The sequence below is a fragment of the Sphingopyxis sp. genome (assembly GCF_036675685.1).
Lineage (GTDB): Bacteria > Pseudomonadota > Alphaproteobacteria > Sphingomonadales > Sphingomonadaceae > Sphingopyxis.
On sequence record NZ_JAKFEM010000017.1, the window covers coordinates 22,468 to 46,136 of the forward strand.

At 65.1% G+C, this 23,669-nt stretch carries 21 protein-coding genes and 3 tRNA genes; 14 read left to right on the forward strand and 10 right to left on the reverse strand.

The window, feature by feature from the left end; genetic code table 11:
• Positions 1 to 32: 32 nt before the first annotated feature.
• Complete coding sequence (gene tkt / locus V6M50_RS07690) at positions 33 to 2,000, reverse strand: transketolase (protein WP_332817968.1); 1,968 nt, start codon at positions 1,998 to 2,000, stop codon at positions 33 to 35.
• A gap of 181 nt (positions 2,001 to 2,181) precedes the next feature.
• On the opposite strand from tkt, the gene V6M50_RS07695 reads away from it, so the two are divergent.
• The 4 genes from V6M50_RS07695 to V6M50_RS07710 all read left to right on the forward strand — a co-directional run bounded on the left by V6M50_RS07695 (position 2,182) and on the right by V6M50_RS07710 (position 3,910).
• Positions 2,182 to 2,388: a hypothetical protein gene (locus tag V6M50_RS07695; protein ID WP_332817969.1), complete on the forward strand. Its 207-nt coding sequence runs from the start codon at positions 2,182 to 2,184 to the stop codon at positions 2,386 to 2,388.
• A complete protein-coding gene (locus V6M50_RS07700; protein WP_332817970.1) occupies positions 2,381 to 2,827 on the forward strand; it encodes a cell division protein ZapA in 447 nt (148 codons plus the stop codon). The genes V6M50_RS07695 and V6M50_RS07700 overlap by 8 nt, the downstream gene beginning before the upstream one ends.
• A gap of 247 nt (positions 2,828 to 3,074) precedes the next feature.
• Positions 3,075 to 3,668: a 5-formyltetrahydrofolate cyclo-ligase gene (locus V6M50_RS07705; protein ID WP_332817971.1), complete on the forward strand. Its 594-nt coding sequence runs from the start codon at positions 3,075 to 3,077 to the stop codon at positions 3,666 to 3,668.
• Positions 3,665 to 3,910 (forward strand): DUF2842 domain-containing protein, encoded by a 246-nt coding sequence (locus tag V6M50_RS07710; protein WP_332817972.1) that lies wholly within the window; start codon positions 3,665 to 3,667, stop codon positions 3,908 to 3,910. Before V6M50_RS07705 ends, V6M50_RS07710 begins: the two co-directional genes overlap by 4 nt.
• Positions 3,911 to 3,989: 79 nt before the next feature.
• Here V6M50_RS07710 and V6M50_RS07715 read toward each other — a convergent pair.
• Together V6M50_RS07715 and V6M50_RS07720 are read right to left on the reverse strand one after the other, a co-directional pair.
• Positions 3,990 to 4,066, reverse strand: a tRNA-Asp gene (locus tag V6M50_RS07715).
• 43 nt (positions 4,067 to 4,109) lie between these two features.
• A complete protein-coding gene (locus tag V6M50_RS07720; RefSeq protein ID WP_332817973.1) occupies positions 4,110 to 5,336 on the reverse strand; it encodes an AI-2E family transporter in 1,227 nt (408 codons plus the stop codon).
• Positions 5,337 to 5,501: 165 nt separating this feature from the next.
• On the opposite strand from V6M50_RS07720, the gene V6M50_RS07725 reads away from it, so the two are divergent.
• The 4 genes from V6M50_RS07725 to V6M50_RS07740 all read left to right on the forward strand — a co-directional run bounded on the left by V6M50_RS07725 (position 5,502) and on the right by V6M50_RS07740 (position 13,296).
• Complete coding sequence (locus V6M50_RS07725) at positions 5,502 to 6,506, forward strand: hypothetical protein (RefSeq protein WP_332817974.1); 1,005 nt, start codon at positions 5,502 to 5,504, stop codon at positions 6,504 to 6,506.
• Between the two features lie 11 nt (positions 6,507 to 6,517).
• Positions 6,518 to 6,982 (forward strand): hypothetical protein, encoded by a 465-nt coding sequence (locus V6M50_RS07730; RefSeq protein ID WP_332817975.1) that lies wholly within the window; start codon positions 6,518 to 6,520, stop codon positions 6,980 to 6,982.
• A gap of 75 nt (positions 6,983 to 7,057) precedes the next feature.
• Complete coding sequence (locus tag V6M50_RS07735; protein WP_332817976.1) at positions 7,058 to 8,119, forward strand: hypothetical protein; 1,062 nt, start codon at positions 7,058 to 7,060, stop codon at positions 8,117 to 8,119.
• 68 nt (positions 8,120 to 8,187) lie between these two features.
• On the forward strand, positions 8,188 to 13,296 hold the full coding sequence (locus tag V6M50_RS07740) for a hypothetical protein (protein ID WP_332817977.1): 5,109 nt from the start codon (positions 8,188 to 8,190) through the stop codon (positions 13,294 to 13,296).
• A 114-nt stretch (positions 13,297 to 13,410) separates the two neighbouring features.
• Here V6M50_RS07740 and V6M50_RS07745 read toward each other — a convergent pair whose 3' ends face one another.
• From V6M50_RS07745 to thyA, 4 genes are all read right to left on the reverse strand, one after another.
• On the reverse strand, positions 13,411 to 14,718 hold the full coding sequence (locus V6M50_RS07745; RefSeq protein WP_332817978.1) for a dihydrolipoamide acetyltransferase family protein: 1,308 nt from the start codon (positions 14,716 to 14,718) through the stop codon (positions 13,411 to 13,413).
• 4 nt (positions 14,719 to 14,722) lie between these two features.
• Positions 14,723 to 15,727 carry an alpha-ketoacid dehydrogenase subunit beta gene (locus V6M50_RS07750; RefSeq protein WP_332817979.1) on the reverse strand — a complete coding sequence of 335 codons (1,005 nt, stop codon included), beginning with the start codon at positions 15,725 to 15,727 and terminating at the stop codon, positions 14,723 to 14,725.
• A gap of 20 nt (positions 15,728 to 15,747) precedes the next feature.
• Positions 15,748 to 17,058: a 3-methyl-2-oxobutanoate dehydrogenase (2-methylpropanoyl-transferring) subunit alpha gene (locus V6M50_RS07755; protein ID WP_332817980.1), complete on the reverse strand. Its 1,311-nt coding sequence runs from the start codon at positions 17,056 to 17,058 to the stop codon at positions 15,748 to 15,750.
• Positions 17,059 to 17,150: 92 nt separating this feature from the next.
• Complete coding sequence (thyA, locus tag V6M50_RS07760; protein WP_332817981.1) at positions 17,151 to 18,086, reverse strand: thymidylate synthase; 936 nt, start codon at positions 18,084 to 18,086, stop codon at positions 17,151 to 17,153.
• Between the two features lie 130 nt (positions 18,087 to 18,216).
• On the opposite strand from thyA, the gene V6M50_RS07765 reads away from it, so the two are divergent.
• Positions 18,217 to 18,648 carry a JAB domain-containing protein gene (locus V6M50_RS07765; RefSeq protein ID WP_332817982.1) on the forward strand — a complete coding sequence of 144 codons (432 nt, stop codon included), beginning with the start codon at positions 18,217 to 18,219 and terminating at the stop codon, positions 18,646 to 18,648.
• 116 nt (positions 18,649 to 18,764) lie between these two features.
• A tRNA-Pro gene (locus V6M50_RS07770) sits at positions 18,765 to 18,841 on the forward strand.
• A gap of 182 nt (positions 18,842 to 19,023) precedes the next feature.
• On the opposite strand, the gene V6M50_RS07775 is transcribed toward V6M50_RS07770, so the two are convergent.
• Positions 19,024 to 19,899 (reverse strand): N-formylglutamate amidohydrolase, encoded by an 876-nt coding sequence (locus V6M50_RS07775; protein WP_332817983.1) that lies wholly within the window; start codon positions 19,897 to 19,899, stop codon positions 19,024 to 19,026.
• Between the two features lie 155 nt (positions 19,900 to 20,054).
• On the opposite strand from V6M50_RS07775, the gene cpdR reads away from it, so the two are divergent.
• Positions 20,055 to 20,432 (forward strand): cell cycle two-component system response regulator CpdR, encoded by a 378-nt coding sequence (cpdR, locus tag V6M50_RS07780; RefSeq protein ID WP_332817984.1) that lies wholly within the window; start codon positions 20,055 to 20,057, stop codon positions 20,430 to 20,432.
• Between the two features lie 71 nt (positions 20,433 to 20,503).
• Positions 20,504 to 20,578, forward strand: a tRNA-Val gene (locus tag V6M50_RS07785).
• A 95-nt stretch (positions 20,579 to 20,673) separates the two neighbouring features.
• Here the strand turns inward: V6M50_RS07785 and V6M50_RS07790 are convergent.
• Both V6M50_RS07790 and V6M50_RS07795 read right to left on the reverse strand, forming a co-directional pair.
• Positions 20,674 to 20,892, reverse strand: coding sequence for a hypothetical protein (locus V6M50_RS07790; protein ID WP_332817985.1), 219 nt, complete (start codon positions 20,890 to 20,892; stop codon positions 20,674 to 20,676).
• Positions 20,893 to 21,006: 114 nt separating this feature from the next.
• Complete coding sequence (locus tag V6M50_RS07795) at positions 21,007 to 21,798, reverse strand: SDR family oxidoreductase (protein ID WP_332817986.1); 792 nt, start codon at positions 21,796 to 21,798, stop codon at positions 21,007 to 21,009.
• 108 nt (positions 21,799 to 21,906) lie between these two features.
• On the opposite strand from V6M50_RS07795, the gene V6M50_RS07800 reads away from it, so the two are divergent.
• Complete coding sequence (locus V6M50_RS07800; protein WP_332817987.1) at positions 21,907 to 22,776, forward strand: alpha/beta fold hydrolase; 870 nt, start codon at positions 21,907 to 21,909, stop codon at positions 22,774 to 22,776.
• Between the two features lie 84 nt (positions 22,777 to 22,860).
• The gene (locus V6M50_RS07805; protein WP_332817988.1) at positions 22,861 to 23,547 is read left to right on the forward strand and encodes an energy transducer TonB; all 687 of its coding nucleotides are present in this window, start codon (positions 22,861 to 22,863) and stop codon (positions 23,545 to 23,547) included.
• The last annotated feature ends 122 nt before the right edge of the window (positions 23,548 to 23,669 follow it).

The following is a 23,669-nucleotide window of genomic DNA, read 5'->3' on the forward strand; positions in this document are numbered from 1 at the left end:
AAAATCCTTTCTGCGTGTGGGAGGGCGGGCTCTTAGTTGCTCAGCCGTTCCAGGATCCGGGGGGTGATAGCATCGGCGGTCAGGCCGAAATGCTTGAATAGGTCTTCAATCGGTGCCGAGGCGCCGAAGCTGTCGATACCGAAGCGCAGGCCGTGGCGGCCGGTGTAGCGTTCCCAGCCGAAGGTCGTGCCCGCCTCGATCGACACGAGCAGCGCGTCGTCGGGCAGGATATTGGCCTGATAAGCGGCGTCCTGTTCGTCGAACAGCTCGGTCGACACCATCGAAACGACGTCGGCGCCATGGCCCGCGGCTTCGAGCTTGTCGGCGACTTCCATCGCGAGCGACACTTCGGACCCCGTCGCGATCAGCACGACCTTGCGCGCGGCGGCGGCATCGCGAAGGCGGTAACCGCCTTTCAGGCAAAGATTTTCCGTGACGTCATGACGCAGCGGCGGAAGGTTCTGGCGGGTCAGCGCGAGCAGCGACGGGCGATCTTCCTGCGCGAGCGCGAGCGCCCAGCATTCGGCGGTTTCGACCGCGTCGGCGGGGCGCAGCACGAGCAGGTTCGGCATCGCGCGGAGCGACTGGAGATGCTCGATCGGCTGGTGCGTCGGGCCGTCTTCGCCAAGCCCGATGCTGTCGTGCGTCATCACATAGACGACGCGTTGCTGTTGCAAGGCCGACAGGCGGATCGCGGCGCGGCAATAATCGGCGAACACCAAGAAGGTGCCACCATAAGGAACGACGCCGCCATGCAGCGCCATGCCGTTCATCGCCGCCGCCATGCCGAATTCGCGGATGCCATAATAAATATAGCGCCCCGAATAATCGTTTTTGGTCAGCGGCTTGGTCGACGAGGTTTTGGTATTGTTCGAACCGGTCAGATCGGCGCTGCCGCCGACGAGTGCCGCAATATCGGCGGTCAGCGCACCGAGCGTATTCTCCGACGCCTTGCGCGTCGCGACCTTCGGCGGCTCGGCGACCAAGCCGTCGAGATAGGCTTTGAAGGCATCGCCCGGAACGATCTTGCCGCTTAGCCGATCTTCAAATTCCTTTTTCTTTTCGTTGCTTGCAAGACGATCATTCCACTCGGCATGAAGAATCTTGCCCTTCTTGCCGAACGCCGTCCACGCCGAAGCGACATCGGCCGGAATGACGAAGGGCTCGGCGGTCCAGCCGAGCTCCTTGCGCGCTGCCGCAATCTCGTCGGCGCCGAGCGGGGCGCCGTGGGTGGCCGAGGTGCCCTGCTTGTTCGGCGCGCCGAAACCGATGATCGTGCGGCACGCGATCAGCGACGGGCGCGGATCGGCAAGCGCGGCGTTGATCGCACGGCGAATGTCGGCGGGGTCGTGCCCGTCGCAGCTTTCGACATGCCAACCGGTCGCCGCATAGCGCGCGGCAATATCTTCGCTCGTCGACAGGTCGGTCGACCCGTCGATGGTGATTTTGTTGTCGTCCCACAACACGGTCAGGCGACCGAGGCCAAGATGCCCAGCCAAACCGATCGCTTCGTGGTTGATGCCTTCCATCAGGCACCCGTCGCCCGCGATCACCCAGGTGCGGTGATCGACGAGGTCGTCGCCATAGATGGCGTTCAAATGCCGCTCGGCGATCGCCATGCCGACCGAGGTCGCGAGACCCTGCCCCAGCGGCCCGGTCGTCGTTTCGACGCCTTCGAGCTCGAAATTCTCGGGATGCCCCGCGCACGGGCTGTGCAGCTGGCGGAAATTGCGGATGTCTTCGATCGTCGGCCGCGCATAGCCGGCAAGGTGCAGCGTCGCGTAGGCGAGCATCGAGCCATGGCCTGCCGACAGAACGAATCGGTCGCGGTCGGGCCAATGCGGATCGGCCGCGTCGAACTTCAGATAGTCCGAATAGAGCACCGTGGCGACATCGGCCATGCCCATCGGCATCCCCGGATGGCCGCTGTTTGCGGCCTGTACGGCATCCATCGCGAGCGCGCGGATGGCATTGGCGAGCTGACGTTCGGGCAGTGTCATTGGTCCCCCGGAAATGGCTGGGCAGGCGCCGGGCCCAAAGCGATTCTGGGCATCCGGACTGGATGCGCACAGCCCTTTGCGGTGGCGCGGGCAGGAGTCAACCGCCCGTGACGCAAAATCCGTGCATTTTGGGCCGAGAGGGCAATTGCACCCCCTGTCCGGCGCTGCTAACCCCATCGTCATGGAACTCGATCTCGACGAATCCAGCTTGGCCATCGGCCGTATCGAACGCGCGCTCAGCCGCATCGAAAAGGCCCTGGCTGACCGCGCAAGCCGGCCAGCCGCCGCCATCGCAGCACCCGCCGCCGACCAATCGGCGCTAAAAGCCGAGGTTGCCGCGGTGATCGGCGAACTCGACCGCCTGATTGCGGAGGCCGGCCGTGGCTGATGTCAAACTGACCATCGCGGGACGCCCTTATGACGTTCATTGCGCCGACGGGGAGGAAACGCAGCTGCTCCAGCTCGCATCCGTGGTCGACGAAAAGGCGCGCGGGATTCAGGGCGGGACCGAGGTTCGCCAACTGCTTTTTGCCGCCTTGATGCTCGCCGACGATGCACAGGAAGCGAAGGGCAAGGTCGAAAAGACCGCGCCCCAGTCCGATTCGCTCCGCGCTGCGGTGGCGCTCGCCGAAAGCCGCGAGGCGGCGGCGCGCGACGAATTGCGCGCGGCGGTCGCGCGCGAGCAGGCGGCGCTCGAACAATTGGCGATGACAAGCGAAGCGGCTCCGGCGGACGCGCCGCAAGCGCGGCCCGTACACGACCGCGCGCTGTTGCAGATTGCCGACCGGATCGAGGCGCTCGCAGCGAAAGTCGAGCAAATCCCTTAAGAGCGCGCCCTCGCGCTCGCGCAAACCCCTTGAGCCGGCCCCTCCGCGCTCCTACATAGGGGGCGGCGGGTACTGCCCGGCACGAGCTTTTGCGAAAATCCCTGAGGCGATACATCATCCTAGGGAGCTGTCCCTGCCCGGACCCTGGTCCGACGCACATGGTTCCCACCTGACGTTACTGGCGTCAGAGGATCTTCCAGCAAACGACCTCGGCGGTCCCGCCAACCGATCCGTCCCAGAGGAGGCGATGACCCACTTGTCCGCCGATCTGGTTCAGCAAAAGCAGAAATTGCGCGAAAAACTGCGCTTCCGCCGAAAGCATTTCGCCGCGAATCTTGACGGCATGGCGCAGCTTGCGGCGTTTCGCGCGTTGCCCGCGCCGCTGTCCGATCTCATCGCCGATCACCCCGTCGTCGGCGCCTATGTCGCGTGGGGCGACGAGCCCGATATCATGCCGATGCTTGCGGGGCTTGGCGAAGCCGGAGCGCTTGCCCTGCCCCACCATGCGGGCCGCATCGACACGATGGACTTTCGGCGCTGGCGACCGGGCGAACCGCTGGTGAAGGGACCGTGGGGCACGCAGCAACCGGCGGATACCGCGGCTTCGGCAACCCCCAGCCTCATCTTCTGCGCCCTCGTCGGATTCGACCGCCAAGGCGGCCGGATTGGTCAGGGCGGCGGGCATTATGACCGCTATTTCGCGGCGCATCCCGATGCGATGCGGATCGGCGTCGGCTGGTCGGTGCAGGAAATCGACGCCGTTCCCGCCGAATCGACCGACATCGCGCTCGATGCGGTACTGACCGAACAAGAATTCATCATCTGTGGAGACCGCCTGTGAATCAGGACAGCCAGGACCCTTTCAAGGGCAATCCCCAGCCAAGCTGGCGCAAGCCCGTCGGCATGTTCCTGATTCTGCTGCTGATCGCGGTGTGGACGACAATCATCGTCAACCTCTCGCCGTGGGTCGGCGCCTGGCCCGTGCTGGTACAGGCCATTTTCTACCTCATCGCGGGGATCGTCTGGATCCTGCCGCTGAAACCGCTGCTGCGCTGGATGGAATTGGGGAAATGGCGCGGCTGAAGCGCCGCGCCATATCCTGATTTCCAGTGATGGAATGGTCCCAAGCCGCGGTGGCCATTCCGTCCGAAAATGGAAGGAATGGCGCGAGTGACGGGGCTCGAACCCGCGACCTCCGGCGTGACAGGCCGGCACTCTAACCAACTGAGCTACACCCGCGTGTGCTTGGGAGCAGCGCCAATATTGCGCGCATCCCGACCTGTCAACCGTCGCTTTCCTCATGCGTACGATTTAATCGATCGCGGACCTCGTCGGTGGTCGTCAACGTGCCGTGTTCAAACAGGAAACCCGCCAGATCTGGCGTTCCCGTCGATGCGAGCACCGTCTGCAGAATCAGCAGCAGCGGCACCGCGAGCAATGCACCGGGCGTTCCCCACACCCATCCCCAGAAGCTCAGGGACACCAGGATCAAGAGCGGATTGATCGTCAGGCGCTTGCCGAGCACCAGGGGGGTGATCAGATTCGCCTCGACCAGATGGACGCCGATGAAGATCAGCGCGGGCAGCAGCGCGAGCCCGACGGCGTCGAAGGTCATCAACCCGCCCAGCCCGAGCAGCACCGCGGCGACGATCGGTCCCAGATAGGGCACGAAATTGCAGATGCTGACGATTCCGCCCCACATGAAGGGCGACGGCATCCCCAGCGCCCACAGCAGCAGCGAGACCGTCAGGCCCAGAATCGCGTTGATCATCGTGATCGTCGCCAGATAGTCGGCGGTGGCATCGACGACATTCTGGATCACGCGTGCGGTCTGCATCGCGCCGTCGAAGCTGCCGCGGCGCCGGATCGTGCCCTTGCGCAGCCGCGTCCAGCCGGCGAGGAAGAAAAAGATCACCAGCACCGCGAAGAACAGCTGGATCGCCGCCGCGGGCGCCGAAGAGATGAAATAATCGACGACCGACGTCGGCGCGGTCGCCGCTACCGCCTGTGCTGTGGCCTCGGTCCCGCTTGCGACCGACATCAAGGTACGATCGACAAAGCGTTGCAATGTCGAATAAAAATCGATCAACGGCGCGAGATTGCTCTGGATGCGCGGGATCGAATCGGGAAGCCGGGCGAACCAGCCGGTCGCGGGCACTACGATGATCGCGAGCGCGGCATTGATCAGCGCGAGAAAGGCTGCGAGCGCGAGGAAGGCGGCGAGCGCCGACGGCACGCCGCGCCGTTCGAGCCATTCGAGCAGCGGGACGAGAGCGATCGCGATGACAATCGCGGCGGTCAGTGGCAGGAAAAACTCGGCGCCCGCCTGCAACGCGAAGGGCAACCCAAGGCAGAAACTGGCGCCGAAGATCAGCGCGAGCGCCGCGAGCAGCCGGTCGCGGCGGAAATCGTCGACCTCGATCTGGTGCAGCGGATTGGAACGCGCCGGACGCGTGTCCTTGCTCCCCCGGTCTTCCGCCACCCCGCCTCTCCTCGTTAACCGCCTCATCTTACGCGAGCTTATGTCTTCGCGCCAGTCGCCCCGTTTTGCGACGGATTACGGATCATTCTGTCCCTATCCGGGTCAGAACGCCTGTTTCTTCCTGCTTTTTAACCAGAAATTTCCCTTTATCGGCGAATGACGGCTCCAAGGACCAACCTGTTCGGAGTCAAAATGATGATGAAAGCGCCTGTGGGGGGCGCGAAGCATCAGCTTCTTCCCTCTTGTTCTGCTCTCGCCCTGCTGGCCGCGCTCGCGCTGCCGATGCAGGCCCAGGCCGCCGGCACACGCGCCGGATCGACCATCAGCAACACCGCGAGCGCCAGCTTCGATAACGGCGCCGGTACGCAGACGGTCGATTCGAACCGCGTCGACCTGCTTGTCGACGAATTGCTCGATGTCACCGTCGATTCGAGCGATCCCGCCGACGTTCCGACGACGCCCGGCGCGACCAGCCAGGTGCTGACCTTCGCGGTCACCAACAACGGCAACGGCGTCGAGAACTTCGGCCTCAGCACGATCGCGAATGCGGGTGGCGACAATTACGACCCCGTCGTTACGCAACTCTACATCGACAATGGCGACGGCGTTTTCGACGCCGGCACCGACACGCTCTATACACCGGGCGCGAACGACCCCGCGCTCAATCCCGACCAAAGCGTCACCGTTTTCGTCCTTGCGACGACACCGGGAACGGTTGTCGACGGCAATCGCGGCATCGTCAGCCTGGTTGCCGCAGCCAGGACGGGCACCGGTGCGCCGGGCACCAGCTTTGCCGGGCAAGGCGAAGGCGGCGGCGATGCCGTTGTCGGCTCAACCGGTGCCGATGGGCAGGACGCGGGTGCGTATGTCGTGTCGGCCGCCACTGTGACGCTCGTCAAATCGGCGACCGTGACCAATTCGCTCGGCACGACCGACCCGATCCCGGGCGCGTCTATCACCTATACGATCGTCGCCACGGTCGCCGGCAGCGGTTCGGTCAGCGGCCTCGCGATCACCGACAATATCCCTGCGGACACCAGCTATGTCCCCGGCTCGATCACGCTCGGCGGCAGTGGGCTATCCGACGCGGCCGACGCCGATGCGGGCAATTATAATGGCACGCGGATCAACGTCGCGCTCGGCACCGTCGCCGGCGGCCAGACCCGCACCGTCTCTTTCCGTACCACGATCCAATGATGGAGATGCGCATGCGCACCGCCCTTTTCCTTTTGGTCGCCGCCTTTGTGCCCGGCCAGGCGCTCGCCGCGAACCAGGTCGCGCTCGACAACAATGTGTTCGTCGAACGCGTTTCGACCGACGCCGCGGGCAAGCAGCGGATCTTGCTCGAAGAACCGAAGGTCGTCGTCCCCGGCGACCGGCTCGTCTTCGTGCTCAACTATCGCAACGCCGGCGCGCAGCCCGCCGACAAATTCGTGATCACCAACCCGCTGCCCGCCGCGGTCCGCTTTGCGGATGCCGGCGACGCAAGGTCGCTGGTTTCGGTCGATGGCGGCAAGCAGTGGGGACTGCTTTCCGATCTCACCGTTCCGATGACCGACGGCACGCGCCGCGCGGCGCAGCCGGCCGATGTCACGCACATCCGCTGGGCCTTCCAGAAACCGATTCCGGTCGGCGGAACGGGCAAGCTCATGTTTCGGGGAGTTGTAAAATAGATGAATGAATAAAACCGCTTAACGGTTGCCAGCGGTGGGGAAACGGCAACCGACATAAAGCCCAGGAGCTCAGCTATGACCAGCAAGCTGACTTATATGGGTGTCATCGGTCTGACGGCGCTTTCGAGCGTCGCCGCCACGCCGGCTTTTGCCGCCGGCACGACCGCGGGCACCACGATCACCAATACCGCCACCGTCGACTATCAGGTCGGTGGCGTCGCGCAGGGACAGCAGTCGGCGTCGAACAATTTCACCGTCGACCGCAAGATCAACCTGCTAGTCGAAGAAGTGGGGACGGTCACGACCAACGCCGTGCCCGGCCAGACAAATGCCGTCACGACCTTCCAGCTGACCAACAGCTCGAACGAAGCGCTCGACTTCGCGCTTGTTGCCTCGCAGATCGTCGGCGGCACCGCGGCGCATGGCGGAACCGACACATTCGACGCCAATAACGTCCGGATTTACCGCGACAATATAGCGACGGGCACGATCGGCAGCTGGGATGCGGGCGACGCGCTCGTCACCTATATCGACGAGCTTGTGACCGACACGGCGATCCGCCTGTTCGTCGTCGCCGATATGCCGGCCGGGCTCGCCAACAATGCGGTCGCGGGCGTGACGCTGCGCGCAACAGCACGCGAAGGCGCGCTTGTCGGCACCCAAGGCGCGGCGATCACCGAAACCACCGGCGCGAACACCGCCGGCAAGGACACGGTGTTTGCCGATACCGCGGGCGTTACCGGCGATATCGCGCGCGATGCGTCGCACAGCGATAACGACGATTATACCGTACAGACGGCGACGCTCGCGGTCACCAAGACCAGCCGCGTCATTTCGGATCCGTTCAACAACATAACGAATCCGAAATTGATCCCGGGCGCGGTCGTCGAATATTGCATCGCGGTCGCCAACAGCGGCAGTGCCGATGCGACGTCGGTCCTGATCAACGATCCGGTCCCGGGCCAGTTGACGTTCAATGCGGGGACGATCCTGCTGAACGGCACGGTCACCGCGGGAACCTGCAACGCCGATGGCGCTGCGGGTGGCAGCTATGCCGCACCGAATGTCTCGGGGACCATCGCCGCCGTTGCGGCGGGCGCCACACGCACGCTCATCTTCCGCGCGACCGTCAACTGATCGGGTAACGGACGGAGCAGCGGGTGGTCGGGCGAAAGCCGGGCTCCGCTGCTCCCTTCGGGGCTTGCATGGCGATCGGTACAAAATATCTCGGCCTCGTGACCGCCCTGGTCGCGGCAGCGCTGCTGCCTGCGATCCCGGCAGCGCGCGCGCAGGTGATTACGAACACGGCTTCGGCGCAGTGGACGCAAGACGGCCAGCCCGGTCAGGCGCTGTCGAACCGCGTCGACGTGACGGTTACGCCGCGCCCGCCCGAGCGACCGGCAATCACCACCTATCGGCTGGTCGATGGCGGCGGCAACAAATCGGTGCCGCTCGCCCCGACCCGGTGCAGCCGCGCGGGCGCGAGCGCGCGCAGCATCAGCAGCAGCACGATCCCGCTCAGCGGCGTTTATGAAGGCATATCGACCGCTCCCGCCTCGCTCCAGAGCACCGGCAGCTTCCGCGCCGGCGAAGTGCTGGTGGTCGGCGTCACGCTCGCATCGGCCAATGCCGATCCGCAGCAGCGCGACACCCTGCCCGTCGTTCTCGAGCTCGAAAATGGCGACCGCGAACAGATCGTCTTGACCGAAACCGCCAACGATAGCGGCGAATTTGTCGGCATCATCAACAGTATCGGCGTTCCGCCGGCCGTCGTCCAAGGCGACTGCCGCCTGTCGGTCAACCCCGGTGCGCCGCTGACACTGCGCGTCACCGACCAGGCGGACGCCAGCCTCGTCGCGCTCGCGACGATCGACTTCCTTGTCGACCCCTTCGGCATCGTCTTCGACAGCGGCGACGGGGCGCCGGTCGCCGGCAGCCGCGTCACGCTTGTCGACGCGGCGACCGGCCAGCCCGCGCAGGTGTTCGGCGACGACGGCTTTTCCGCCTATCCGTCGAGCGTCATCACCGGCCAGCGCGTGACCGATGCCGGCGGCACGACCTATAATTTCCCGCCGGGCGATTATCGCTTTCCGTTCGTCGCGCCGGGCACTTATCGCCTTATCGTCGAACCACCGGCGCCCTACGCCGCGCCGTCGAAATCGAGCGCGGCCGACCTCGCCGGTTTGCGCCGCCCCGACGACGGCCTGCCGTTCACGATCACGGGCGCGAGCTATGGCAACCCCTTCATGCTCAACAGCCCGGCGCCGGTGCGTGTCGACATTCCCGTCGACCAGCCCGGCCTGCCGCTGATCCTGCGCAAGACGACCTCGACGCAGGTCGCGGTGCCCGGCGACGCCATCCAATATCGTATCGAGGTCGCCAACCGCGACCCGCGCCGCAACACTGGGGCGGTGACCGTGCGCGACGTCCTGCCCGCCGGCATGCGCCTGCGCGCCGACACCGTGCGCGTCGATGGCGTGCGTGTGACCGCCGACGTCGCCGCCAACGGCCGCGAATTCGCCGTCATCCTGCCCACCATCGCGGCATCGCGTTCGGCGCTGCTCACCTACCTCGCCGAAATCACCGTGTCGGCGCAGCCGGGCAACGCGCTCAACCGCGCGACCGCGAGCGATAACCGCGGTTCGACGAGCAATATCGCCGAAGCGACGATTTCGATCAAACGCGACCAGCTTGGCGAACGGATGACGATCATCGGCCGGATCACCGATGGCGGGTGCCGCGTCGATCCAGACAAGGCCGACGGTGTCGCCGGGGTGCGCGTGATGCTGCAGGACGGTAGCTACACCGTGACCGACGAGGATGGCCGCTATCATTTCGAGGGCGTACGCCCCGGCCTGCATGTCGTGCAGATCGACCCGTCGACGCTGCCGCTCGACCGCGAGGCGATCGACTGCGCGCGCTCGACGCAGAGCGCCGGCAGCGCAATCTCGCGCTTCGTCGAGGGTCGCGGCGGTTCGCTGAAGCGCGCCGACTTCCGCGCGATCGCCGCCGCTCCGCGCGCGGCGCCCAAGACCGCCGCCATCGCAGCCCCGACGATCCTGAGCGACCCTGAAGCCGCCGGCGCGGGCCGCGACTGGCTCGCGGGTCAGGCGCCGGGCATCGCCTGGCTCTTCCCTGGCACCGATCACAACCCGCGCTCGAAATCGGTGCGCGCCACGATCAAGCATTTGCCCGGCCAGACGGTATCGCTCCGCGTCAACGGCAAGCCAGCCGACGCGCTGACCTTCGAAGGCGTGAGCAAGTCGGCCGACGGCAGCGTGGCGGCAAGCCTGTGGCGCGGGCTCGAAATCCGCGAGGGCGAAAACCGCCTCGTCGTCGAGGTGAAGGACGCGAACGGCGCCACAATCGAGACGCTTGAACGCAACGTCCATTATTCGATCACCCCGATGCGCGCGACGCTGATCCGCGAACGCTCGGTGCTGATCGCCGACGGTGTCACGCGCCCGGTGATCGCCGTCCGCCTGACCGACCGTGACGGGAAGCCGGTTCGCGCCGGCCTGACCGGCGATTTCAACGTCCCTGCCCCCTATTACCCCGCGGTCGAAGCCGACGCGCAGCAAGCGCGCCAGCTAGCGGGTCTCGAGCGCGCCCAGCCGGTGTGGAAGATCGATGGCGACGACGGTGTCGCCACTATCGAGCTGGAACCGACGACGGCGTCGGGCACGCTCGCAATGGATTTCACTTTCCGCGACGACAAGGTGACGCGCAAGCAGACGATCGAAACCTGGCTCGATCCGGGCGATCGTCCGTGGACGGTGGTCGGCTTTGCCGCGGGCACGCTCGGCTACAATATGCTCGACGACCGGATGGAGCCGGCGGCCGAGACACTCGACGACCTGGGCGCCGACGCGCGCCTCGCGCTCTATGCCAAGGGCCGCGTGCGCGGCAAATGGCTGATGACGCTGGCGTACGACAGCGACAAGGACGAGGACGACGCGCGGTTCGGCGGCGTAATCGACCCGCGCGCCTATTACACCGTCTACGCCGACCGCAACGAGACGCGCTATGATGCGGCATCGGTGCGCAAGCTCTACCTGCGCCTCGAACGCCCGCAATTCTACGCGATGTTCGGCGACATCGAGACGGGGATTTCGGAACCGCAGCTCGCCCGCTACCAGCGCGCGCTGAACGGCGGCAAGGCCGAGTATCGCGGACGCAACGTCGCCGCGACCGCTTTCGTCGCCGACACGCCCTATCGTTTCCGCCGCGACGAGATCCAGGGCAACGGCCTGACGGGCCCGTACCAGCTCGGCGCGAAGGACATTTTGCCGAACAGCGAGCGGATCGTCATCGAAACGCGCGACCGGTTGCACAGCGAGCGGATCGTCGACAGCGTCAGCCTGTCACGCCATGTCGATTACGACATCGACTATCTTTCGGGCACGATCCGCTTCCGCGAGCCCGTGCTCAGCCGTTCGTCGGACCTCGATCCGCAGTTCATCGTCGCCGAATATGAGGTTGGCGGCGTCGGCCAGCGCGTGCTCAACGCCGGCGGCCGAGTGAGCTATCAGTCGAACGACGAGAAACTGCGCGTCGGCGCGACCTTCATCCACGACGAGGACGGCAACGCCAAAACCAACCTCGGCGGCGTCGACGCGCGCTATCGCCACAATATCGACACCGAAGTCCGCGCCGAGCTCGCGGTCAGCGATGCGAAGGCGACCAATGGCAGCACCTCCAACGGCACCGCCAAGGCATGGCTGATTGAGGCCGAGCATCACAGCAGCAACATCGACGTCCTCGCCTATGTCCGCGAGCGCGAGTCGGGCTTCGGTGCCGGCCAGCTCAATCGCGGCGAAGATGGGACGCGCAAATTCGGTTTCGACGCACGGCTGCGCGCGACCCGTACGCTGTCGCTGACCGGCAGCGCGTGGCAGGAAGATTATCTCGATGTCGGCTCGCGCCGTCGCGCCGCGCGCGTGCTCGCCGAATATGACAATGGCACCACCGTCGCGCGCGCCGGGCTGACCCACGCCGACGATCGCCTGACCGACGGCACGCGCAACCGATCGAACATCGTCCAGCTCGGCGCGACGCAGCGGCTGTTCAACAAACGGCTCGAACTCGACGCGCAGACCGAATTCGCGCCGGGCGGCAAGGATGCCAGCGTCGACTTTCCGACGCGGCACCGCCTCGGCGCACGTTTCGCGATCAGCCGCGACGTCAATCTCGTCGGCAGCTACGAGATTGCCGATGGCGACACGATCAAGGCGCGGACGGCACGGCTTGGTTTCGACCTCGCGCCTTGGGCCGGGGCGCGGTTGCTCGCAACCGCGAACAGCCAGGAAATCGGCGAATATGGCCCGCGCAGCTTCGCCGCTTATGGCCTGTCGCAGTCGCTGAAGCTCGGCGAACGCTGGTCGGTCGATGTGTCGGTCGACGGCAATCGCACGATCGGCGGCGTCAGTGCCCGCGACGTGCTCAACGTCGATCATCCGGTCGCGTCGGGCGGCTTCCTCGGCACGGGCGGGGCACTGACCGAGGATTTCCTCGCGATCAGCGCGGGCGCCACCTATCGCGCCGACCGCTGGACGCTGACGGGCCGCGCCGAATATCGCGATGGCGAACTCGCCAACCGCTATGGCCTGACGCTCGGCGGGCTCCGCCAGCTTGGCGAAGGCCGCGCGCTGGGTGCACTCTTCACCTACGCCAAGGCGAGCGGCAGCGGCACGACGCCGACGACCGAAGTCATCCAGTTCGAAATGAGCTGGGCGCACCGCCCTGCCACATCGCGCGTGTCGTGGCTCAACAAGAGCGAATTCCGTTCGGACAAGATTCGCGATGCGATCGCCGGCCAACCTGGCCCCATCGGTAGCGGCGTACTGACGATCGACGGCGATGCGACGAGCCGCCGCCTGCTCAACAGCCTGTCGGTCAACTGGACCCCGCTCGGCGACCGCGGCGAACGGCGGGGCGGCGACAATATGTGGTACGAACGCGCCGAAGTCGGCTTCTTCTGGGGAACGCGCTATAATTTCGACCGCTTTGGCGAAGACGATGTCAAAGGCTGGTCGAACCTGATTGGCGCGGACTTCCGCTTCAACCTTGGCGAACATCTCGATGTCGGGGCGTCGGGTACGGTGCGCGTCGGCACCGACGCCGATACCGTCAGCTGGGCCGGCGGCCCGACGGTGACGCTGGCACCGATGAAGAATGCCAATATCACCTTCGGCTATAACTTCGCAGGCTTCCACGACCGCGATTTCGAAGACGCGCGATTCTCGCGCTCGGGTGCTTATGTGACCTTCAAGCTGAAGTTCGACCAGACCAGTTTCGCTGGTTTGGGTCTCTAAGCCGACGCCATTGCCCTAACCTTCGTCACCCCGGACTTGATCCGGGGTCCCGCTAGTCGACGTTGCAAAGCGGGATGCCGGATCAAGTCCGGCATGACGAAAAAAGGGAAACGCTCAATCCGCGAACAACAAAACCGGCGTCTCGACCAGCTTCTTCAGCGCCTGGACATAGCTCGCGGCATCCCAGCCATCGACCACCCGATGGTCGCAGCTGATCGACAAGTTCATCAGCTTCGCGCGGCGAATGTCGTCGCCGTCGAAAACGGGGCGCTCGACGATCTTGTTCGGACCAATGATCGCGACTTCGGGGCGGTTGATGACCGGTGTCGTGGCGATCCCGCCGAGCGGGCCGAGCGAGGTGACGGTCAGCGTGCCGCCGGTCAGTTCCTCGACCTTCGCCTTGCCCGTGCGCGCCGCTTCGGCGAGGCGGGTGATCTCGCTGGCGAGTTGCCAGACATTCTTGTCCTGCGCATCGCGGATGACGGGGACCATCAGCCCCGCGTCGGTCTGCGTCGCCATGCCGAGGTGCACCGCGCCATAGCGCGTGACCACGCCGCCTTCGTCGTCGTAGCGGGCGTTGATCATCGGAAATTGCGGGATGGCGCGGCAGATCGCGACGATCAGGAAGGGCAACATCGTCAGCTTCGGACGGCCGCCGCGATTGGCGTTGAGGTCGGCGCGCATCGCTTCGAGCGCGGTGACATCCATTTCCTCGACATAGGTGAAGTGCGGGATCGCGCGCTTCGACGCCGCCATATTCTCGGCGATCTTGCGGCGCATCCCGATGACCTTGATCGGCTCGTCGGCGCGGGCGCGCGAGGCGCCGGGCGCATGATAGCCCTGCCCGCCGCTGTAGCGGAGGAACGCATCGAGGTCGGCATGGCGAACGCGGTCGCCCTCTGCGTGCACTTGGCCAAGGTCGACGCCCAGATCCTTGGCGCGCGCGCGGACCGCGGGTGATGCCAAAACCTTGGCCTCATGTCCCGCTCGCCCTGAGCTTGTCGAAGGGCCGCTCTTCTCTTCGGAAGACAAGGACGGGGCTTCGACAAGCTCAGCCCGAGCGGGTTCTGGGGTTGATTCAGCCGCTTCGGCGACCGAAACTTCCTCGGCGCCGGGCGTCTCGGCCTCGATCTGCTGCTCAATCGGCGTATCCGCCGGCGGCGCTTCGACATCGCCGTCACCGTCGGTCTCGATCACCGCGAGCGTCGATCCGATCGGGATCAGGTCGCCGACCTCGCCCGCCAGTTCGACGACGATACCTGAAACGGGCGATTCCATTTCGACGGTCGCCTTGTCGGTCATCATATCGGCAAGCTGCGCGTCTTCCTCGACGCGCTCGCCTACACGCACGTGCCAGGCGACGATTTCGGCCTCGGCGATGCCTTCGCCGATGTCGGGCAGACGGAATGAATAGCGGGCCATGGCGTCAGTCCTTCAAAATCTTGGTCAGCGCGGTCGCGATGCGCACCGGGCCGGGGAAATAGGCCCATTCAAGGCTGTGCGGATAAGGCGTGTCGAACCCGGTCACGCGTTCGACCGGCGCCTCGAGGTGATAGAAGCAGCGTTCCTGCACCAGCGCGGCGAGCTCGGCACCGAAGCCCGAGGTGCGCGTCGCTTCGTGGATGATCAGGCAGCGGCCGGTCTTCTTGACCGACGCCTCGATCGCCTCGATGTCGAGCGGCAGCAGCGTCCTTAAGTCGATGATCTCGGCGTCGATGCCCATTTCCTCAACAATCGTCTTCGTCACATGCACCATCGTGCCATAGGCGAGGATCGTCAGCGCCTCGCCCGCGCGGATCGTAGCGGCCTTGCCGAGTTCGATGCGGTAATAATCCTCGGGCACCGCGCTTGCCGCGTGCTTCGACCAAGGTTCGACGGGGCGGTCGTAATAGCCGCTGAACGGGCCATTATAGATGCGCTTGGGTTCGAGGAAGACGACGGGGTCATTGTCCTCGATCGCCGCAATCAGCAGGCCCTTGGCGTCATAGGGGTTCGACGGGATCACCGTCTTCACGCCGCAGATATGCGTCATGATGCTTTCGGGCGACTGGCTGTGCGTCTGGCCGCCGAAGATACCGCCGCCGAAGGGGGTGCGCACCGTCATCGGGCAGATGAAATCGGCCGCCGACCGGTAACGCAAACGCGCCGCTTCGCTGACCAGCTGGTCGAGCCCGGGGTAGATATAATCGGCGAACTGGATTTCGGGGACCGGGCGCAGGCCATAGGCGCCCATGCCGACCGCGACGCCGATGATGCCGCATTCGTTGATCGGCGTATCGAACACCCGCGTCTTGCCATGCTTTTTCTGCAGGCCCGCGGTGGCGCGAAAGACGCCGCCGAAAAAGCCGACATCCTCGCCCATCACCACGACATTGCTGTCGCGTTCGAGCATGATGTCCATCGCGCTGTTGATCGCCTCAATCATGTTCATGGTTTTGGTCGAGCCGGTCATTATTCGGGCTTCCAGTCAGGGCCGAACTTCGCTTCCTGTTCGGCGAGCATCTGCGCGCATTGTTCCTGGAGGTGCCAAGGCATATCCTCGAACACGTCCTGGAACATCGTTTCGAACGGCTGGTGCATGCCGTGGCCCAAAATTCCGAGCTTTTCCGATTGCTTCTGGGTCGTCTTGACCAGATCGTCGAGCTCCTTCGCCTGCGCCTCGTGACGCTCGCCATCCCATTCGCCAAGCGTTTCGAGGTGCTGGCGCAGCCGCGCGATCGGATCGCCAAACGGCCAGGCGGTCGCTTCGTCGGCGGGACGATAGGCGCTGGGATCGTCCGACGTACTATGACCTTCGCTGCGATAGGTGAAATGCTCGATCAGCGTCGGCCCGTTGTTCGTCCGCGCGCGGTCCGCCGCCCACTGCGTTGCGGCATAGACCGCGAGCGGATCGTTGCCGTCGATGCGCAGTCCGGCGATGCCGTAGCCGACCGCACGCGCCGCGAAGGTCGTGCGCTCGCCGCCGGCAAAACCCGAAAAGCTCGAGATCGCCCACTGGTTGTTGACGACGTTGAAGATGACGGGCGCGTTGTACACGGTCGCGAAGGTCAGCGCCGAGTGGAAGTCGCCCTCGGCCGACGAGCCTTCGCCGCACCACACGGTCGCGATGCGGCTGTCGCCTTTCGAGGCCGAAGCCATCGCCCAACCCACCGCCTGCGGATATTGCGTCGCGAGATTGCCCGAGACGCTGAAGAAACCATGCTCGGGCGCCGAATACATGATCGGCAGCTGCCGCCCCATCAGATGGTCGCCGCGGTTCGAATAGATCTGGTTCATCATCTGGATCAGCGGATAGTCGCGCGCGATCAGGATGCCCTGCTGGCGATAGCTGGGGAAACACATGTCGCCGCGGTCGAGCGCCATCGTCGAGGCGACCGACGTCGCCTCTTCGCCGGTGCACTTCATATAGAAGCTGGTCTTGCCCTGGCGCTGGGCGCGGAACATGCGATCGTCGAATGCGCGTACCAGCATCATATAGCGCAGCATGACGCGCAGCCGCTCGGGCGTCAGTTTGGGATCCCACTGCCCCTTCGCCTGCCCGTCGAAATCGAGCACGCGGACAAGGCCATAGCAAAGCTCGCGCATCGCATCGGGCTTCGTCGCTTCGCTCGGCCGCGGCGTCGCGTCGACCGCGGGAACCTCGATATCGCCGAAGTCGGGCGTGTCGCCGGGGCGGTAACGCGGCTCGGGAATATGGAGCGACAGCGGCGGCAGATTGCTCGCCGGGCGCCCCAAATTCGCCTTGGGGGGCGTCTCGGGCATATCCTCGTCCTTCGAGGCGCGAATCAGCGCCTAGTTATATTTCAACATAGCGACATATTATTACGGTCGCCATACGAATGCAATGATGGCCATCAGACCGCGACCGGCGCGGAAATATGCGCCTGCGGCGCATAGGCCTCGACCGCGAAATCCTCGAACCGATAGTCGAAAATGCTCGAAGGCCGGCGAAGGATGCGCAGCTTGGGCGCCCCATCGGGAACGCGCGACAGCTGCTGTTCGACCAGTTCGGCGTGGTTCAGATACAGATGCACGTCGCCGCCGGTCCACACCAGTTCATGCGCGTGCAGGTCGCATTGCTGCGCGATCATCCGCGTGAGCAGCGCCGCCTCGAAAACATTGAAGGCAAAGCCGAGCCCGAGATCGCACGAGCGCTGGAACAGCAGGCAAGACAGGCCGCCATCGCTACGGACATGGAATTGATAGGTCATGTGGCACGGCGGCAGCGCCATGCGATCGAGGTCGGCGACGTTCCAACCGGTGAAGATATGCCGCCGCGACCCCGGATTGCTGCGCAGCCCGTCGATCAGCGCCGCGATCTGGTTGTGTCCCTGCTCGGCGCGGCGGAAAAGCCCCTCGCCCGCCGCCTCGTAACGCGGCCAGTTGACCCACTGATGGCCATAGACCGGGCCAAGGTCGCCCCACACCTTCGCAAAATCCGCATCATCGAGGATTCGCGCCTCGAACGCCTCGGCCGAAACATCCTCGCCCGTTTCGCAGCGATAGCGGTGGAGCGGCCAGTCGGTCCAGATACGCACGCCCTGCGCGATCAGCGGGCGGATATTGGTATCGCCGGTCAGGAACCAGAGCAGCTCGCGCAGCGCGGTCTTCCAATAGACGCGCTTGGTCGTGAGCAGCGGGATCGCATCGTCCGTCAGCGAGAATCGCATCGTCTCGCCGAACAGCGACCGCGTTCCGACCCCGGTGCGGTCGACGCGCTCGTCGCCTTCCACCCAGATGCGACGCATCAGGTCGAGATATTGCAGTTCATAATGGATGGAATCAGGCAAGACTCAGCTCCCGGCTTTGCCCATTGTTGCTAGGCCGCGCGCCGCGAACGGACAAGGCACGAACAGGGATGACGTCACAAAGCCTCCGATGCGGGGCAGTCCGGCGTTGGGAATCGCACTCCGCACGGGCATGCGGATCGCAATGACCCTGTTCGAACCTGTCGGCAAAATGCCGGAGCCTGCGGCGCTGGCCGGATTTGTGCCATGCCGATCCGAAGATGCGGTGGCGCGCCAGCTGCTGCGCCCGCAGCTCGACGACGAGCGGGAAACTTTGCTCCTCGCCGGATTCGATGCGTTCGATCGCCTCGTCCGGTTCGAACGCGCCGACGGTGATGCGACCGGACGCTGCATCATCCCGCCGCGGTGCTGGCGCGGTCTGCTGGACAGCAATATCGCTACCGTGGTGATGGCTCACAACCACCCGTCGGGCGCCGCTTGGCCGAGCGATGCCGACATGCGTTCGACGCAGGAAGCGGTGCTTTTCCTGCGGACGATGGGCATCGATCTGGTCGACCATCTGATTTTCGTTGCGGACGGACATTTCAGCTTTCGACGTGCCTAATTACTGTAGTCGCAGCAATCGCGTTCAATGTGCCGATTGGCGCTTGAAGTTCGCAGATTGCGCGTCTAGAGGACCGCCCTGCCTTCGCGGCGACCCCGGTCGGCGCGCAGATCGGTCGGGGAGTAGCTCAGCCTGGTAGAGCACTGTCTTCGGGAGGCAGGGGCCGGAGGTTCGAATCCTCTCTCCCCGACCAATTTCCTGCATATTGCAGATTTTGCACCGTCGCTTCTTGTAAGTCGGCGCACAACATCCTAGATTCGTCTTACGCCGCTATGGTTTTCCCCCTTTCCATCGCGGCGAGTGCCCCGTCATCATCGACGCGGGCGCGTCCTCCCTGGACCCTGGCCACCTCGTACTTCGGTACGAGGTGGTTTTTTATTCAGCGGCTTGCGGGAATATTTCGGCTTCGGGCCGTGTCTGCCCCGCTTCCGCGACGAGATCCGAAAACCAGCGCGCGAGCACCGCGATCCGACCTGCGTCGGGCGAGCGGTCGGGGGTGAGGTAGAGGCTGCGATCGATCTCGATCTGCACCGCATGAACAGCCTGTGCCGGCCGGCCGTGGGTGCGAATGATATGCCCGCCCGCATAGGGTTCGTTGCGCGAAACAGGCTCTTTCAATCGTCCGGCCGATTCCATCACCAGGTCGACCAGCCATTCGCCGGCCGTCGCGCCGAAATGATCGCCCACAATGATACGCGCGCCATGGCCGGGCTGGCCGGGCGGGATCGACGGCATCGAATGCAGATCGATCAATATCGCATGGCCGAACCGGTTGCGCGCTTCGGCGAGCGCCTCGGCGAGCGCGGCATGATAGGGCCGGTGGAAGGATTCGAGCCGCCAGTGCAGCGCGGCATGATCGATCGGCAGCTTCCACAGCGGACCACAATCGGCGAGCCGCGTCGGCACTACGCCCAGCCCGGCGCGTTCCTTGCGCCCCGGCACCGAGAATTGGGCACGCAGCGGCACGGCGACCTCGCCCGGCGCCATCTGGCCCTCACCGCGATTGCAGTCGGCGACCGCGCGGGCCCACAGCGCGTGGACGACTGTCGCCCCCGAATCGCGGGCACCGGCCGCGATCAGGTCGCACCACGCATCCTCGAGCCGCTCGAGGTCTTGCCGATCGACTCGCGCCGCCGCCAGCAGCTCGGGTGGATAGAGGCGCCCGGCATGAGGGACCGACACGATCACGGGCCCATCGATCGCCGGCCGGTTGACAGCAATGGCGGCAGGCGGGATGGTGCGGGACGACATAGCGCGATGGGTGGCAAAAAAAGCCGGAGGAATCCAGCGTGCCACGTCAATTTGTTAAATCTCTGGCGCTATGGCGGATTTCACGATGAGGGTGCAGCCGACCGGAACCGGCCGCATCGCGGGACCATATGAGCGACTGGGGGACAGATTACAGCATGATTCGTATTTTGCTGGCCGAAGATGATGACGTGATGCGCGAGTATCTGGCGCGGGCGCTGACCAGCGCCGGCTATCACGTCACGGCGGTCGATCGCGGCACCGAGGCCGTGCCCTATATCGATTCGGGGACTTTCGACCTGCTGCTGTCGGACATCGTCATGCCCGAAATGGACGGGATCGAGCTCGCCCAGCATACGGCGAAGGTCGCGCCGCAGACGCAGGTCATGTTCATCACGGGCTTTGCCGCGGTATCGCTGCGCGCCGAGGAAAATGTGCCACAGGCGAAGCTGCTGTCGAAACCCTTCCACCTCAAGGATCTGGTGCGCGAGGTCGACATGCTGTTCGGGCGCGCCGACCGGTCGAGCCAACAATAACGACGCGATCCTGCGCGAAGGGCTTGCCAAGCGATGCAGGGGATATTAGGGGGCGCGTCACCCCAAGGGATGGGCGTGTAGCTCAGTGGTAGAGCACTGTGTTGACATCGCAGGGGTCGCAAGTTCAATCCTTGCCACGCCCACCATTAAAAACGCCGCCACCCGAACGGGTTGGCGGCGTTTTTGCTTTGGGCGTCTGCCGCCCGGCGCATCTGACGCCTGCGGTCGTCCGGATATTTCGTCACCACCTGTAGGATGAGCGGGTAGTGACGTCCGTCTCTTTTGTCCGGACCTTTCCGCACGGCAGGGTCTTATCTTTCGCCTTGCAGCTTTTCCTGGCCACGGATTTGGTCGGGCATTTGATGACGACGCCCTGTGCGTTCTTGCAGGCTTCCGCAGGCGCCGGACTGGCGGCAGCAGTACCGGTAGCGATGGTCGCCGCCATGATGAAACCCATCATCGATAGACTCCTCGGTCAGAATGGCACGTCCAAGTGTGAAACGGCCGTCGGAGTTATTCAAGGCATCATCGCTCCTGACGCATCGCCGGGAGGTCGTCGCTACCGTCCAGTGGATCAAGCCATCCCGCGCGCCAGATCGCCGCGCGACGCGTCGCCGACCTGGCTGCCGCCGTCGCAGTCGAGGATCGTGCCGGTGATATAGCCCGCCGCGGGCGAGCAGAGGAACACCGCCGATTCGGCAACTTCCTCGATCTCTCCCCAGCGCTTCATCGCGATCCGGTCGAAATGCGACTGCCGCGATTCGGCGTCCGGAGCGAGGCGCGCCATGCCTTCGGTCCCGGCGATCGGCCCCGGCGAAATGCCGTTCACCCGCACCTCGGGTCCCCATTCGAGCGCGAGGACACGAATCAGCTGGTTGATCCCCGCCTTGGCCGCGCAGGCGTGCGCCTGCAGCGCAGACGCATTGACCGCTTGTCCCGCGGTGATCGCGATCAGCGAGGCGCCCGGACGGTTGAGCAGGTCGTGGCAACCGCGGAACACGTTGAAGGTGCCATTGAGGTCAATATCGACCACCGTCCGAAAGGCGTTGGCCGACATGCCGAGCGCCGGGGCAAGGAAGTTGCCCGCCGCGCCCGAAATCACGATGTCCATCGGCCCCAGCCGGTCCGCGACCTGCTCCATCGCGCCGCGGATCGCTGCATAATCGCGGACATCAGCCGACAGGCCGATCGCATCGGAGCCGATCTCCGCCGCCGCACGCGCCGCCTTTTCGGGATCGCGGCCCGCGACCGCGACCTTCGCGCCGAGTTCGGCAAAGCGCTTGGCGATGCCGAGGTTGATGCCGCTCGTGCCGCCGGCGACAAAGGCCGTCTTGCCCGCCAGCAGATTATCCCGGAATGTCGTCATGCTTCCCTCCCTTGCTTTCTGCCTATCGGCGCGCCCGGTGACGATGCGGGGTTGACGGATCGGAACCAGTCGCCTTTTGAAACTGGAACAGACAGCAAGGACGAACCGATGGCAAGTGCCGGCCCCACCTCGAACAGCTTCATCTCGCAGCGGCTGAAGCTGCACTATGTCGACTGGGGCAATCGCGGCGCGCCGCCGCTGCTGCTCGTCCACGGCGGCCGCGACCATTGCCGCAACTGGGACTGGGTCGCCGAAAAGCTGCGCGACCGCTATCACATCATCGCGCCCGACCTGCGCGGCCATGGCGACAGCGCCTGGTCGCCCGACGGCAATTACGCGATGGACGGCTTCGTCTATGACCTTGCGCAGCTAATCCATCAGCTCGATCTTGGGCCGATCTCGATCGTCGCGCATTCGATGGGGGGCAATATCGCGCTGCGCTATACCGGGCTCTATCCCGACAAGGTGCGCAAACTCGTCGCGATCGAGGGGCTTGGCCCGTCGCCCAAGGTCATCGCCGAGCGGGCAAAGACGGCCTATGCCGAGCGCTACCGCAAATGGATCGACGACAAGCGTCAGGCGGCCGGACGCACGCCGCGCCGCTATGCGACGCTCGACGACGCGCTGGCGCGCATGATGGGTGAGAACGCCTATCTGACCGAAGCGCAGGCGCGTCATCTGACCGTCCATGGCATCAGCCGCAACGAAGACGGCAGCTGGAGCTGGAAGTTCGACAATTATCTGAACGTCTGGCCCGCCTTCGACATGCAGCAGGCGGACATCGCCGCGCTGTGGGGCGCGATCACCTGCCCCACGCTCCTCCTTTATGGCGCTGACAGCTGGGCTTCGAACCCCGAACGCGACGGACGTCTAGAGTATTTCAACACCGCCAAGGTGATCGAGTTCGAAAATGCCGGCCACTGGCTGCACCACGACCAGTTCGACCGGTTCATGTCCACGCTAGACGAATTCCTCTAAACAGGTCGCCCACGTGCGCGGCGATGCGCGATAAGAGGCGGCGCAATGGCCTATACGGGGCATATTTCGAGACAACAGAAAGCCTTGTCCGGCGGCGGAGCGCTGATCGCCGTCGTTGCCGTAGGACTTGGGTTGGCCAGCGGGCTCGATCTCGACGTCGTCCGCAAGGCGAGCGAGGCGATCACCGCGATCGCCATCCCGGCGCCGCAGCCGCCGCCAGCGCAAGTCGTTCCGCGGAAAACCCCCGACGAAAAGGCGAGCGGCAGGGCTTCGGCGGCGAACAAACAGGCCAAGGCTGCTCAGATGGTCGCCCCCAAGCCCAAGCTGCCGCCAATCACGCCGCCGGTCGCGGCGGCCCCGCACCCCGGCACCGGCAGCGACACATCGGCGGGTGCGACGCCGACGCCCGGCCCCGGGTCGGGCGCGGGCGGGCGCGGCGACGGCACCGGAGCCGGCGGCGCGGGCAGCGGAACGGGTGGCGGCACCAGAGCCGCGTGGCGCAGCGGCACGATCCGCGACCGCGATTATCCCCGCGAAGCAAGCCGTGCAAAGGCCGGCGGCGAGGTCGAAGTCCGCTTCACCATCCAGCCCAGCGGCCGCGTCGCGGGGTGCCGCGTGACGCGCTCGAGCGGCGATGCGTCGCTCGACAGCACAACCTGCCGCCTCATAGAGGAACGCTTCCGTTTCAAGCCCGCGACCAATTCCGCCGGTGAAGCCGTCAGCAGCCAATATGGCTGGCGGCAAAGCTGGTGGCTGGAGCGACGGCATTAGCGGCCAAGCGCTCCCGTCACATCACCGGTAAGACAGATTGCGACATAAATGCGAGTAATTCTCAATAGAGATTGACTTTGCAATCGACTCTCAATAGCGGCGCCCCGAACCAATCACAAAAC